Raw genomic sequence first — 13325 nt, 5'->3', positions numbered from 1 at the left:
ACTGTCCGACGTCGTATTTAAGAAAGGCGTAATTATACACATTATCCTCCCGTCTGCCTGTGGGCGCGGGAGGAGGAGAGGGGCGTTAACCTTCCAGCAGATGCTGGAGCAATAAGCCGTTGAGCATGGAGCGTTTAACGAGGGCAAACGCGCCGATGGCAGAGCGATGATCCAGTGCGGAACGTACTACGGGCAGATTTTGGCGGAACGCTTTCAGTGCCTGAGTATTGATGCAGCCTTCAATTGCGGGCAACAACACTTTCTCGGCTTCGGTAATTTCACCCGCGATCACCACTTTCTGCGGATTAAACAAGTTGATGGCGATGGCGATGGTTTTACCGAGATGGCGACCCACCTGTTCAATCACTTCGCTCGCCAGCGCATCGCCTTTATTGGCCGCTTTGCAAATAGCTTTGATGTTGCATTCTTCCAGCGTGACTTTGCTCTGGTAGCCTTTTTCCAGCAGCTGGCGTACGCGCTGTTCGATGGCGGCATTCGCGGCGACAGTTTCCAGACAGCCAAAGTTACCGCAGTGGCAACGTTCACCCAGCGGATCGACCTGAATATGCCCGATTTCACCTACGTTGCCGTTACGACCAATAAAAATGCGGCCATTGGAGATAATCCCGGCCCCCGTTCCGCGGTGGACTCGCACCAGAATGGAGTCTTCACAGTCCTGAGTTGCACCGAAGTAGTGCTCGGCGAGCGCCAGACTGCGAATATCGTGACCGACAAAGCAGGTGACGTTGAAACGTTTTTCCAGCGCGCCGACTAATCCCCAGTTTTCCACCGGAATATGTGGCATATAGCGGATCACACCGCTTTCGGGATCGACAAGGCCGGGCAGGATCACCGAGATCGCAATCAATTCACGGATCTTACGCTGACAGCTCTCCATAAAAATGGCGATGGTGTTGAGCAGCGCATGTTCCAGGGTTTCCTGAGTGCGTTGCGGCAGCGGGTAATGCTCTTCGGCGATGACTTTTGTGCTCAGGTCGTACAGTGTGAGCGTGGTGTCGTGTCGGCCAAGACGCACGCCGATGGCGTGAAAATTGCGGGTTTCGGTGACAATAGAAATAGCGCGGCGGCCCCCGGTGGAGGCTTGCTGATCGACTTCTTTGATCAGGCCGCGTTCAATTAATTGGCGCGTGATTTTGGTCACGCTGGCAGGAGCAAGCTGGCTCTGTTCGGCAATCTGAATGCGCGAAATAGGCCCGTGCTGATCAATCAGGCGGTAAACAGCCGCGCTGTTAAGCTGTTTTACGAGGTCAACATTACCAATTTGAGCTTGTCCGCCTGATGTCATTCTTTACTTACTCAAGTTAACGACCTCGTTGCCATTAACGATGGTCTTGGTGATTTTATAATCGCGGGTGAACGCCGTCAGGTTTGCCACCATGCCTGGTGCAATGCTGCCCAGCTGTTTATCAACGCCGATAGCACGGGCCGGGTAAAGTGTTGCCATACGCAGCACTTCATCCAGTGCTAACCCGCAATGTTCTACCAGGTTACGCACGCCTTCGATCATGGTCAATGCCGAACCGCTTAAGGTGCCGTTCTCATCAACGCACAGTCCATCCCGGTAGTATATTGTTTTACCAGCAAAAATGAACTCTTCAATCTCAGCACCTGCCGGAGCCGTTGCATCAGTTACGAGGCACAGCTTGTCGCCTTTCAGGCGTTTAGCGTTACGGACGTTGGCGTAATCGACGTGCAAACCGTCAACGATAATGCCGCAATAGACATCAGCTTCATCGAAAATCGCACCCGCCAGGCCCGGCTCACGTCCGGTGATGTACGGCATCGCGTTATAAAGGTGCGTAGCGAAAGTAATCCCGGCGCGGAAGCCGACTTTGGCTTCTTTCAGCGTGGCGTTGGAATGACCCGCAGACACCACAATGCCAGCATTAACCAGACGAGTGATCACTTCCGCAGGCACCATTTCCGGGGCCAGCGTGACTTTGGTGATGACATCGGCATTAGCACAGAGGAAATCGACCAGTTCGTGGTCTGGCTTACGCACGAAATCCGGGTTGTGGGTGCCTTTCTTCACCATATTCAGCCACGGGCCTTCAAGATGCAGGCCGAGGGCTTGATTCGGGTACTTCGCCAGGTATTCACGCATCACGTGTATACCTTGCTTCATTAATTCGTCGCTTGAGGTAATCAGCGTTGGCAGATAGCTGGTGCAGCCAGAGCGCTCATTGGCCTTCTGCATGATTTCCAGCGTTTCAACGGTGACCGCATCGGGGCTGTCGTTGAACTGTACGCCGCCGCAGCCGTTCAGCTGGACGTCAATAAAACCGGGAGCGAGGATAGCGCCATTTAACGAGCGTTGCTCAATCCCGGACGGCAAATCGGCCTGTGGACAGATACGTTCAATCAGGCCATTGGCGATAACAATCGCATGGTCATCCAGAATTTCGTGGCCGGTATAAATTCGGCCTTGGGTTAATGCATACATACGACCCCCGGTCTTTACACATCATCCTTCAAGCTGCCTCTTTGTTGGCTGCCTTCCTTCACCCGGGTCACTTACTCAAGTAAGCTCCCCGGGATTCACTCAGTTGCCGTCGCGATGCAGCGTGAATGATTTGTGTAAACTGAAAATGGTTTGTCCCGCAACGCATTACGAGACAATGATTGTCTTACAGGCCTTTAATATTTTCGGCTTCTAATTCGTTGAAGTACTTCAGCGTCTTCACTTTCAGTTCCATGGTGGACGGCTCGTCGCATACCATCACCGCTTTCGGGTGAAGTTGCAGACAGCTGATGGTCCACATGTGGTTGACGTTACCTTCAACGGCAGCCTGCAGAGCCTGTGCCTTCTGATGGCCCAGCACAAGAATCATCACTTCTTCTGCATCCAGCAGCGTACCCACACCCACGGTCAGTGCGTATTTAGGAACCTGAGTCACGTCGCCGTCGAAGAAACGGGAGTTCGCCACGCGAGTGTCATGGGTCAGGGTTTTAATACGGGTACGGGAAGAGAGAGAGGAAGCCGGTTCGTTGAACGCGATGTGGCCATCGTTACCCACGCCGCCCATGAACAGGTTGATTTTACCGTAAGAGCGGATTTTTTCTTCGTACTGACGGCATTCTGCATCGATATCTGGCGCGTTGCCATCCAGCAGGTTAATATTTTCAGCAGGAATATCAACGTGATCAAAGAAGTTGCGGTGCATAAAGCTGTGGTAGCTTTCCGGATGCTCTTTTGCCAGACCGACATATTCGTCCATGTTGAAGGTGACAACATGTTTGAAGCTAACCTGGCCCGATTTGTGCATTTCAACCAGAGCTTTATAGGCAGTCAGTGGCGTGCCGCCAGTTGGCAGACCCAAAACGAACGGACGGTCCGCAGTAGGTTTAAACGCATTGATGCGGTTGACGATATGACGAGCGGCCCATTTGCCTACCTGTTCTGCTGTTGCCAGGGGAATCAGTCTCATTGTTCACCTCAATAGTTAATATAAACGTTGGCGGATTGGCGCCCAATCTCTGTTAAGCGTAACCTGGTTTGGCGCGAGAGGCGGCAATCCGTCCTGATTTTTCGAATGATAAAATAAGTTTTCGCTGTTAGCCAGTCGGAAGAGGGAGGGAAGGCAATATTTGGTGATAAAAGTCACAAAAAAGGTGCTTTTAATTTGCGAGGCGAATTAATTTCTCACACACTCTGCTTGCGAGTGATATGTCGCTGTGCTTTTAAGATAGTCACACTATAAAAAAACGGCTTTAAATAAGTCGATTCGGGGTCTCATAGGGGGAGTTAAAGTGAGTATTCTAGGTTATTTGCAAAAAGTGGGCCGCGCACTGATGGTGCCAGTGGCCACACTGCCAGCCGCAGCCATTCTGATGGGTATCGGCTACTGGATTGACCCGGTGAGTTGGGGCGGTGATAACGCTCTGGCTGCACTATTGATTAAATCAGGCTCTGCCATCATCGACCACATGTCCGTGCTGTTTGCGATCGGTGTGGCTTATGGCATGTCTAAAGATAAAGACGGCGCAGCCGCGCTGACCGGCTTTGTCGGTTTCCTCGTGTTAACCACGCTCTGCTCTCCGGCAGCGGTGGCAATGATCCAAAAGATCCCATTAGAGCAGGTTCCGGCTGCGTTTGGTAAAATCGAAAACCAGTTTGTCGGTATCCTCGTCGGTATCATCTCCGCTGAACTGTACAACCGTTTCAGCGGCGTTGAGCTACCAAAAGCGCTGTCCTTCTTCAGCGGTCGTCGTCTGGTGCCAATCCTCACGTCGTTCTTAATGATCGTTGTGGCCTTCATCCTGATGTACATCTGGCCGGTTATCTTCGATGCGCTGGTGAACTTCGGTGAGCACATCCAGAAACTCGGTTCTGCGGGCGCAGGTATCTATGCCTTCTTCAACCGTTTGCTGATCCCAGTCGGTCTGCATCACGCGCTGAACTCCGTGTTCTGGTTTGACGTTGCCGGTATCAACGATATTCCTAACTTCCTCGGCGGCGCGCAGTCTATCGCAGCAGGCAAGGCAGAAATTGGTATCACCGGTCGTTATCAGGCGGGCTTCTTCCCGATCATGATGTTCGGTCTGCCGGGTGCAGCACTGGCGATTTACCACTGTGCGCGTCCAGAAAACAAAGCCAAAGTGCTGGGTATCATGATGGCGGGCGCGTTCGCGGCCTTCTTCACCGGTATTACCGAACCGCTGGAATTCTCCTTCATGTTCGTGGCACCGGTTCTGTATTTCATCCACGCAGTGTTGACCGGTCTCTCTGTGTTCATTGCAGCTAACATGCATTGGATTTCCGGTTTCGGCTTCAGCGCCGGTCTGGTGGATATGATGTTATGGGTACGTAACCCACTGGCAACGCATTGGTACATGCTGATCCCTCAGGGTCTGGTGTTCTTCGCTATTTACTACGTGGTATTCCGTTTCACTATCCTCAAATTCAACCTGATGACTCCGGGTCGTGAACTGGCGGTTGCCGGTAGCGAAGCCGATGGTCAGGACGTGAATCTGAGCTCTGATAAAGAGCAGGATGCTTCCGAACTGGCTCGTCAGTACATCGCAGCGGTAGGCGGTTCTGACAACCTGACCGGTATTGATGCGTGCATCACCCGTCTGCGTCTGAACGTGAAAGACTCTTCACTGGTTAACGAAGCACTGGCGAAACGCCTGGGTGCATCCGGTGTGATTCGTCTGAACAAAACCAGCGTGCAGATTATTGTCGGTTTCGTGGCAGAAAAAATCGCTAACGCGATGAAAACCACTGGTCACGTTGCAGCCTCAGACGTCGCCCCGGCGGCAGCAGTGGCTCCAGCAACGGCAAAACCGCAGGCTGTGCCAAATGGAGTCACCATCGCAGCGCTGGTTTCTCCAGTGACCGGTGATGTTGTCGCGCTGGACCAGGTACCTGACGAAGCGTTCGCCAGCAAAGCAGTAGGCGACGGCGTAGCGGTAAAACCAACGGATAAAACCGTAGTTTCTCCAGCCGCCGGTACTATCGTTAAAATCTTCAACACCAACCATGCGTTCTGCCTCGAAACCGAAAAAGGCGCGGAAATCGTTGTCCATATGGGTATCGATACCGTTGCACTGAACGGCCAGGGCTTCACGCGTCTGGTAGAAGAGGGTGCGGAAGTGGTAGCAGGTCAGCCAGTTCTGGAAATGGATCTGGAGTTCCTGAACGCCAATGCACGCTCGATGATTAGTCCAGTGGTGTGCAGCAACATCGACGACTTTAGCGGCCTGGTTATCAAGGCGCAGGGCTCCGTAGTTGCAGGCGTTACGCCACTGTATGAGATTAAAGGCAAGTAATCGTTCCTGAGTAAATCTTATGTGCCTTAGCGGCGGGGGATCTTCCTCCGCCGCTTTTTTATGACCGAAACCGTCCCCATATTCTTCGTTAACCATTCTTTTTCTGTAAGTAAGGGTTGTCTCCGCACCCGGCTTATAAGATCATACGCCGCTATATGTTGTTTACGCCTTGAGGAACCCGCGATGAGTGAGGCAGAAGTCCGCCCGACTAACTTTATTCGCCAGATTATCGATGAAGATCTGGCCAGTGGTAAGCACACGACCGTTCATACCCGTTTTCCGCCTGAGCCGAACGGTTATTTGCATATCGGTCATGCGAAATCTATCTGTCTGAACTTTGGCATCGCCCAGGATTATCAGGGTCAATGCAACCTCCGTTTCGATGACACTAACCCGGTGAAAGAAGACATCGAATACGTTGAGTCAATCAAACATGACGTCGAGTGGTTAGGTTTTCACTGGTCTGGTGACATCTGCTATTCCTCTGATTACTTCGATAAGTTGCATCAGTACGCTATTGAACTGATCAACAAAGGTCTGGCGTATGTAGACGAGCTTTCCATCGACGAAATCCGCGAATACCGCGGCTCGCTGACCGCGCCGGGCAAAAACAGCCCATACCGCGATCGCAGCGTGGAAGAGAACCTGGCGCTGTTTGAAAAAATGCGTGCCGGTGGCTTCGAAGAAGGCAAAGCCTGTCTGCGTGCCAAAATTGACATGGCTTCACCGTTCATCGTAATGCGCGATCCGGTGCTGTATCGCATTAAATTTGCCGATCACCACCAGACTGGCAACAAGTGGTGCATCTATCCGATGTATGACTTCACGCATTGCATCAGCGATGCGCTGGAAGGCATTACGCATTCACTGTGTACGCTGGAATTCCAGGACAACCGTCGTCTTTACGACTGGGTGCTGGACAACATTTCCATCCCGGTTCATCCGCGTCAGTACGAGTTCTCTCGTCTGAATCTGGAATACACCGTGATGTCCAAGCGTAAGCTGAACCTACTTGTCACTGACAAACATGTGGAAGGCTGGGACGACCCGCGTATGCCGACCATCTCCGGTCTGCGTCGTCGTGGTTATACTTCGGCGTCCATCCGTGAGTTCTGCAAACGCATTGGTGTGACCAAACAGGACAACACCATCGAGATGGCTTCACTGGAATCCTGTATTCGTGAAGATCTGAACGAAAACGCCCCACGTGCGATGGCGGTTATCGACCCGGTTAAACTGGTTATCGAAAACTATCCGCAGGGTGAAAGCGAAATCGTCACCATGCCGAACCATCCGAGCAAACCAGAAATGGGTAGCCGTGAAGTGCCGTTCAGTGGTGAGATCTGGATCGATCGTGCTGATTTCCGTGAAGAAGCGAACAAGCAGTACAAGCGTCTGGTCATGGGCAAAGAAGTACGTCTGCGTAACGCTTACGTGATCAAAGCGGAGCGCGTTGAGAAAGATGCCGAAGGGAATATCACCACCATCTTCTGTTCTTACGATGCAGACACGCTGAGCAAAGATCCGGCCGATGGTCGTAAAGTGAAAGGCGTGATCCACTGGGTGAGCGCACAACACGCGCTGCCGGTTGAGATTCGTCTGTACGATCGTCTGTTCAGCGTAGCGAATCCAGGTGCGGCAGAGGATTTCCTCTCCGTGATTAACCAGGATTCTCTGGTTATCAAGCAGGGTTATGCTGAGCCTTCGCTGAAAGCCGCAGAAACGGGCAAAGCGCACCAGTTCGAGCGTGAGGGTTACTTCTGCCTCGACAGCCGTTATACCACCGCTGAGAAGCTGGTATTTAACCGCACCGTTGGCCTGCGTGATACCTGGGCGAAAGTGGGCGAGTAATTCCTCTTCGTCATTAATCAGAGAAGCGTCGCCTCGTGCGGCGCTTTTTTTATGTCATTTTCGTGATGCGAAATAATATCATTCCCTTCTTTGTAACAAAGCGGCTGCTTGTTACATTCTTAAGCGTCGTACTCCCTCTGTTTTCTGAATAACCCCTGCTGTTAGCGGCTCCCGTAGTACCGTGCCAAATCTCATCTTTGTAACAAAACGCAATCAAATATGTGCTCCCTGTCATACTCTTGCGTTTTTGTGCTCAAAAGGGATTGATAATTCGCGTCGCGAAAAATAGTCTGTCTGCATAGCGTTAGGACTATTCTGCCTCGCTACTTTATTTGCAGTACTTATTTTTTATCGCTTGTCGTGATTGCGACGGCGTTTTTAAAAGTCAAAGAGGATATACACATGCGTACGTTCAGTGGCAAACGTAGTACGCTGGCGCTGGCTATTGCCGGGGTCACCGCAATGTCGGGTTGGATTGCAGTTCCGCAAGCCAGCGCAGCAGGATTCGTAGACGATTCAACCTTAACCGGCGGCATCTATTACTGGCAGCGTGAGCGTGACCGTAAAGACGTGACCGACGGCGACAAATACAAAACTAACCTTTCACACTCCACCTGGAACGCCAACCTCGACTTCCAGTCTGGTTATGCCGCTGATTTTATCGGCCTTGATATCGCTGCGTTTACCGCGATTGAAATGGCGGAATCCGCAGAAAGCGGGCATCCAAACGAAATTGCGTTCTCCTCCATCAATAAAGGCTACGACGAAGACTACTCAGGCGATAAGAGTGGGATTAGCCTTTATAAAGCTGCGGCGAAATTCAAACTCGGGCCTACCTGGGCGCGTGCGGGTTATATTCAGCCAACCGGGCAAACTCTGTTAGCACCGCACTGGAGCTTTATGCCGGGTACTTACCAGGGCGCCGAAGCCGGGGCAAACTTTGATTATGGCGATTCTGGTGCATTGAGCTTCTCGTACATGTGGACCAACGAGTATAAAGCGCCATGGCATCTTGAAACCGATAATTTCTATCAGAACGACAAGAAAACCAAAGTCGATTATTTGCACTCTCTCGGTGCCAAATATGACTTTAAAAATGATCTGGTGCTGGAAGCGGCATTCGGTCAGGCAGAAGGCTTTATGGATCAGTATTTCGCCAAAGCCAGCTACAAATTTGATGTGGCCGGTACGCCACTCTCTACCAGCTACCAGTTCTATGGCGCGCGTGACACCGTAGATAAAAATACCATCAACGATATTTACGATGGTACCGCGTGGTTACAGGCGTTGACCTTCGGCTATAAAGTGGCCGATGTTGTTGACCTGCGACTGGAAGGCACATGGGTAAGAGCGGAAGGCCAGCAGGGCTACTTCCTGCAGCGTATGACGCCAACCTACGCCTCTTCCAATGGTCGTCTGGATATCTGGTGGGATAATCGATCAGACTTCAACGCCAACGGCGAAAAAGCGGTGTTCCTCGGCGCAATGTATGACCTGAAAAACTGGAATCTGCCGGGCTGGGCAGTGGGTGCATCTTATGTCTACGGTTGGGATGCAAAACCGGCAGACTGGTACATCAACGCCGCAGGTCAGCGTGAAGACAACGCCTCGAACAAAATCAAAGAATCTTCATACAGCCTCGATGCGCTGTACACCGTTCAGGAAGGCCGTGCGAAAGGCACGTTGTTCAAACTGCACTTCACGCAATACGACAACCATTCAGAAAACCCAAGCTGGGGCGGTGGTTACGGCAACATGTTCCAGGACGAGCGTGACGTGAAGTTCATCGTTATCGCACCGTTCACCATCTTCTGATAAGCGACGCGGCAGGGTCATGCCTGCCGCGAAACAACGAGGTTGTCGTATGAAAAAATTAATTCTCATTGCCATCATGGCATCCGGACTGGTGGCGTGCGCGCAACCACCGGCACCAAAGGAAGACACTAAGCTGAAAGATGCTTATAGCGCCTGCATTAACACTGCCGAAGGCAATCCGGACAAAATCCAGGCATGCCAGACGGTATTGGATGAGCTTAAGAAGGATAAAAACCACCAGCAGTTTGCCGATCAGGAGAGCGTGCGCACGCTGGATTACCAGCAATGTATCCAGGCCACGCGTACCGGGAACGATCAGGCGGTGAAAGCCCGTTGCGATAAAATCTGGAAAGAAATTCGTAGTAACAATACCACCCAGCCGTAACCCTCGTTAAGCGGCGACTGTTATTGCCAAACGTTATGCCAAAAATGCCAATAAAAAAGCCAACCGAGAGGTTGGCTTTTACTTTTGCGCCCTACAGCAGCTGATTACTTACCAGCGGCGTCGTGCGCATGTTCGTCTTCGCGGCAATCGCCTTCTGCGCAGTGGCCGTAAAGATAAAGACTGTGGTTGGTCAGACGAATGCCATGTTTGGTGGCGATTTCGCGCTGACGCGATTCGATGGACTCATCACTGAACTCGATAACTTTACCGCAGTCGAGGCATATCAGGTGATCGTGGTGATGCTGTTGGGTCAGTTCGAAAACAGATTTACCGCCTTCGAAGTTGTGGCGGGTGACAATGCCGGCATCGTCGAACTGGTTCAGAACGCGATACACCGTTGCCAGACCAATTTCTTCGCCCATATCAATGAGGCGTTTATAAAGGTCTTCCGCACTGACATGATGATTGTCAGGCCCCTGAAGCACTTCCAGAATTTTCAAACGAGGAAGCGTGACTTTCAGGCCTGCTTTCTTTAATGCGATATTGTTGTCAGTCATGCGGAATCAGTCCTGTTGCTAGGCGATACACTTCCGTTTGGAAGTATTACTAAGAATGAATTCAGGATAATGCGTCTCATTATAGAACTGCCCTGTCTAAATGAAAACCGCAATCCCTGAGCAAAGTATGCTTTTCAGAAACGAGGCATCATCTGCAAAGCGAAACATCCGACCTCGTCAAAACAGCAGACATTGTACAGGCATGTACGCAAAAGTTAAAAATTTGTAGCGATTAATTTAATTGCTTATATCTATTAATTTTACGCAATCTATCGCTGATACGGCGCAACATAAGCGCTGCGCCGCCAAATCATCAGGCGTTTTTGATCTCTTCGAGGTGTAACTCTTCGGAGATTTGTTTCACCCATTTATTAACACGCTCAGCGGTCAGCTCAGGTTGACGGTCTTCATCGATCGCCAGACCGACGAAATGGTCGTCATCAGCCAGACCTTTAGAGGCCTCAAAATGGTAGCCCGCAGTCGGCCAGTGACCGACGATAGTTGCGCCGCGTGGCTCGATAATGTCGCGGATCGTACCCAGCGCATCACAGAAATATTCTGCGTAATCTTCCTGATCGCCACAACCGAACAGCGCAACCAGTTTACCGTTGAAGTCTACCTCTTCCAGCGTCGGGAAGAAGTCGTCCCAGTCACACTGTGCTTCACCGTAATACCAGGTTGGGATACCCAGCAGCAAAATATCGAAACCTTCGAGATCTTCTTTACTGCTTTTGGCAATGTCATGCACCTCGGCCACATCTTTGCCAAGCTGCTTCTGGATCATCTTCGCGATATTTTCGGTGTTGCCGGTGTCGCTGCCGAAAAAAATACCTGTGATTGCCATGAGTAAAATAACCTCTTGAAACGTAATGAAATGGTGGTGGATTGTTGCCCACAGATAAAGGCAATAATAGCAGGCGAATAAGTGTGCGGGAACAGCAATCGCGCCGTACTGCACTCACTGCTAAATCAAAATGAGTTTTTGTCGTATTTTCAGACAAATTCCTGGCCGTGTAATGCAGCCAGTTGTTGCATCAGCATCTCTTCGATAAGCTCGCTGCGGCTCATATTTCTGGCATCCGCCAATTCATTGAGCGCATCAACGGCATCATTATTGAGCTTTAGCTCAACGCGTTTGAGACCTTTGCTTTTGTCGCGTTTGAGCTGATTACGCTTATTAACGCGTAATTGTTCGTCGCGCGTGAGCGGATTGGTTTTCGGCCTTCCCGGGCGACGCTCATTCGCGAACAAATCTAATGTCGTTCGGTCCGTTTGTTCTTTTGCCATGATCAGAGTGACTTCGGGGAAAACAAGCCGCCGGGCGACAGGCCCGGCGTTGATAGCGCGCAATCATACATCAGGGAAAACCCACACGCCAACGCCGGGAGCCACAATGGCGCTTGCTTGCTCGGAATTTAATCATTCCGCCAGATAGCGACGAATTGCGCGCAAAACGGCATCAGGTTTTTCTGCATGAACCCAATGTCCGGCTCCGGCGATAACGTGCGCACGTGCCTGAGGAAACTGCGCCAGCAAGGTGTCGCGATACTCAGCGGTGACATAAGGCGAGTTGCCGCCTGCAATAAACAGGGCAGGGTGGTCCCAGGCGGGAACAGCTTCCCAGCCAACAATATGAGAATATTGATCCCAAAGTACCGGCACGTTGAAGCGCCACTCGCCGTCGACGAACGATTTCAGCAGAAACTGAATCACGCCTTCTTCTTTAAGATGCTGACGCATCACCTCAGCGGCCTCAGAACGACGAGTCACGCCAGCATCGGTCACGGCGTTGATGGCAGTAAAAATCTCATCATGCCGACGAACGTGATAATCCACGGGCGCGATATCAATCGCCACCAGTTTACCCACGCGTTCAGGGGCAAGAGCGGTAAAGGCCATCACGGCTTTGCCGCCCATCGAATGGCCAATCAAAGTGGCTTGTTCAATACCATTGGCATCGAGCGTATCGAGCAGATCCTGGGCCATCGCCGCATAGGTCATTTCCGGGTCACGGGGGGAAAGTCCGTGGTTACGCATGTCTACTTGCAGGATATCGTGGTCGATGACCAAATCACGGGCGAGGATCCCGAGATTATCCAGGCTACCAAAAAGGCCATGAACCAGGACAATGGGAGAATTAGTGTGCAGGTTTTGTGCAGTTTGCGCTCGGCTATGTAATTTCATGGCAAAGTTCTTTTTTTCGCTACGTCGGGTTAGGGTATCATGTTGAACATTCTGCCGCCCGGCTGCAACACTCAGTAGTCGTCTGAGTTTTTGCCGACACGCTATCCGCTGTTGGGTTTTGTCCTTATAATCCCAACGACTTGTATTCAGAAAAGATATCTCACTGGATTAAGATGAAAACGATCGAAGTTGATGACGAACTCTACGGCTTTATTGCCAGCCACACTAAGCACATTGGCGAGAGCGCATCCGACATTTTGCGGCGCATGCTGAAATTCTCCGCCGCATCGCAAACGGCAGCAGCCGTAGCGGTAGCCAAAGAGACCCTTGCGCCAGCACCTGTGGCCGCAGCGGTTAAAAAGGTTGCCTCGCCGAAAGACAACGTCCGCGCGGTGCGTGAGCTGCTGCTTTCTGACGAATACGCCGAGCAGAACAAAGCGGTCAATCGTTTCCTGCTGGTGCTGACTACACTGTACTCCTTAGACAACAAAGCATTTGCTGCAGCCACTGAGTCATTGCATGGCCGTACGCGCGTCTACTTTGCCTCTGATGAAGCGACGCTGCTGAAAAACGGCAATCAGACCAAGCCTAAGCAAGTGCCAGAGACCCCGTACTGGGTGATCACCAATACCAATACCGGTCGTAAATGCAGCATGGTGGAACACATCATGCAATCAATGCAGTTCCCCGCGGAATTAATTGAAAAGGTTTGCGGCACTATCTAACCCTTGCATAAGAAG

12 protein-coding genes are annotated in these 13325 nt (G+C 51.4%); 5 read left to right on the top strand and 7 right to left on the bottom strand.

Features of this window, described 5'->3' with window-relative positions:
- Nucleotides 1–85: 85 nt before the first annotated feature.
- From nagC to nagB, 3 genes are all read right to left on the bottom strand, one after another.
- Nucleotides 86–1306 carry a DNA-binding transcriptional regulator NagC gene (gene nagC, locus VH187_RS09650; RefSeq protein ID WP_329701238.1) on the bottom strand — a complete coding sequence of 407 codons (1221 nt, stop codon included), beginning with the start codon at nucleotides 1304–1306 and terminating at the stop codon, nucleotides 86–88.
- Nucleotides 1307–1309: 3 nt separating this feature from the next.
- Complete coding sequence (gene nagA / locus VH187_RS09645) at nucleotides 1310–2464, bottom strand: N-acetylglucosamine-6-phosphate deacetylase (RefSeq protein WP_329701237.1); 1155 nt, start codon at nucleotides 2462–2464, stop codon at nucleotides 1310–1312.
- 184 nt (nucleotides 2465–2648) lie between these two features.
- Nucleotides 2649–3449 carry a glucosamine-6-phosphate deaminase gene (nagB, locus tag VH187_RS09640; RefSeq protein WP_329701236.1) on the bottom strand — a complete coding sequence of 267 codons (801 nt, stop codon included), beginning with the start codon at nucleotides 3447–3449 and terminating at the stop codon, nucleotides 2649–2651.
- A 322-nt stretch (nucleotides 3450–3771) separates the two neighbouring features.
- Between nagB and nagE the strand changes: the two genes are divergently transcribed.
- From nagE to VH187_RS09620, 4 genes are all read left to right on the top strand, one after another.
- Nucleotides 3772–5793, top strand: coding sequence for an N-acetylglucosamine-specific PTS transporter subunit IIBC (gene nagE / locus VH187_RS09635; protein ID WP_329701235.1), 2022 nt, complete (start codon nucleotides 3772–3774; stop codon nucleotides 5791–5793).
- Between the two features lie 183 nt (nucleotides 5794–5976).
- Nucleotides 5977–7644 carry a glutamine--tRNA ligase gene (glnS, locus tag VH187_RS09630; protein WP_329701234.1) on the top strand — a complete coding sequence of 556 codons (1668 nt, stop codon included), beginning with the start codon at nucleotides 5977–5979 and terminating at the stop codon, nucleotides 7642–7644.
- 402 nt (nucleotides 7645–8046) lie between these two features.
- The gene (gene chiP, locus VH187_RS09625; protein ID WP_329701233.1) at nucleotides 8047–9459 is read left to right on the top strand and encodes a chitoporin ChiP; all 1413 of its coding nucleotides are present in this window, start codon (nucleotides 8047–8049) and stop codon (nucleotides 9457–9459) included.
- 49 nt (nucleotides 9460–9508) lie between these two features.
- A complete protein-coding gene (locus VH187_RS09620; RefSeq protein WP_329701232.1) occupies nucleotides 9509–9844 on the top strand; it encodes a ChiQ/YbfN family lipoprotein in 336 nt (111 codons plus the stop codon).
- A gap of 104 nt (nucleotides 9845–9948) precedes the next feature.
- Here VH187_RS09620 and fur read toward each other — a convergent pair whose 3' ends face one another.
- From fur to ybfF, 4 genes are all read right to left on the bottom strand, one after another.
- Complete coding sequence (gene fur / locus VH187_RS09615; protein ID WP_329701231.1) at nucleotides 9949–10401, bottom strand: ferric iron uptake transcriptional regulator; 453 nt, start codon at nucleotides 10399–10401, stop codon at nucleotides 9949–9951.
- Nucleotides 10402–10714: 313 nt separating this feature from the next.
- Complete coding sequence (gene fldA, locus VH187_RS09610; protein ID WP_329701230.1) at nucleotides 10715–11245, bottom strand: flavodoxin FldA; 531 nt, start codon at nucleotides 11243–11245, stop codon at nucleotides 10715–10717.
- Between the two features lie 149 nt (nucleotides 11246–11394).
- On the bottom strand, nucleotides 11395–11688 hold the full coding sequence (gene ybfE / locus VH187_RS09605; protein ID WP_329701229.1) for a LexA regulated protein: 294 nt from the start codon (nucleotides 11686–11688) through the stop codon (nucleotides 11395–11397).
- A gap of 132 nt (nucleotides 11689–11820) precedes the next feature.
- Nucleotides 11821–12585 carry an esterase gene (gene ybfF, locus VH187_RS09600; protein WP_329701228.1) on the bottom strand — a complete coding sequence of 255 codons (765 nt, stop codon included), beginning with the start codon at nucleotides 12583–12585 and terminating at the stop codon, nucleotides 11821–11823.
- A 173-nt stretch (nucleotides 12586–12758) separates the two neighbouring features.
- Here ybfF and seqA point away from each other — a divergent pair, with 173 nt between their 5' ends.
- A complete protein-coding gene (gene seqA / locus VH187_RS09595; protein WP_329701227.1) occupies nucleotides 12759–13310 on the top strand; it encodes a replication initiation negative regulator SeqA in 552 nt (183 codons plus the stop codon).
- Nucleotides 13311–13325: the final 15 nt, after the last annotated feature.

The sequence above is a fragment of the Scandinavium sp. genome (assembly GCF_036271055.1).
In the GTDB taxonomy this organism is placed as follows: Bacteria; Pseudomonadota; Gammaproteobacteria; order Enterobacterales; family Enterobacteriaceae; genus Scandinavium.
This window is presented reverse-complemented; position numbering and strand designations above follow the sequence as displayed.

Excerpts from the sequence above, each read along its gene's own strand:
- nagC (WP_329701238.1), bottom strand. The coding sequence starts at position 1,306 with ATGACATCAGGCGGACAAGCTCAAATTGGTAATGTTGACCTCGTAAAA.
- glnS (WP_329701234.1), top strand. The coding sequence starts at position 5,977 with ATGAGTGAGGCAGAAGTCCGCCCGACTAACTTTATTCGCCAGATTATC.
- ybfE (WP_329701229.1), bottom strand. The coding sequence starts at position 11,688 with ATGGCAAAAGAACAAACGGACCGAACGACATTAGATTTGTTCGCGAAT.
- fur (WP_329701231.1), bottom strand. The coding sequence starts at position 10,401 with ATGACTGACAACAATATCGCATTAAAGAAAGCAGGCCTGAAAGTCACG.
- ybfF (WP_329701228.1), bottom strand. The coding sequence starts at position 12,585 with ATGAAATTACATAGCCGAGCGCAAACTGCACAAAACCTGCACACTAAT.
- VH187_RS09620 (WP_329701232.1), top strand. The coding sequence starts at position 9,509 with ATGAAAAAATTAATTCTCATTGCCATCATGGCATCCGGACTGGTGGCG.
- nagB (WP_329701236.1), bottom strand. The coding sequence starts at position 3,449 with ATGAGACTGATTCCCCTGGCAACAGCAGAACAGGTAGGCAAATGGGCC.
- seqA (WP_329701227.1), top strand. The coding sequence starts at position 12,759 with ATGAAAACGATCGAAGTTGATGACGAACTCTACGGCTTTATTGCCAGC.
- fldA (WP_329701230.1), bottom strand. The coding sequence starts at position 11,245 with ATGGCAATCACAGGTATTTTTTTCGGCAGCGACACCGGCAACACCGAA.
- nagA (WP_329701237.1), bottom strand. The coding sequence starts at position 2,464 with ATGTATGCATTAACCCAAGGCCGAATTTATACCGGCCACGAAATTCTG.
- chiP (WP_329701233.1), top strand. The coding sequence starts at position 8,047 with ATGCGTACGTTCAGTGGCAAACGTAGTACGCTGGCGCTGGCTATTGCC.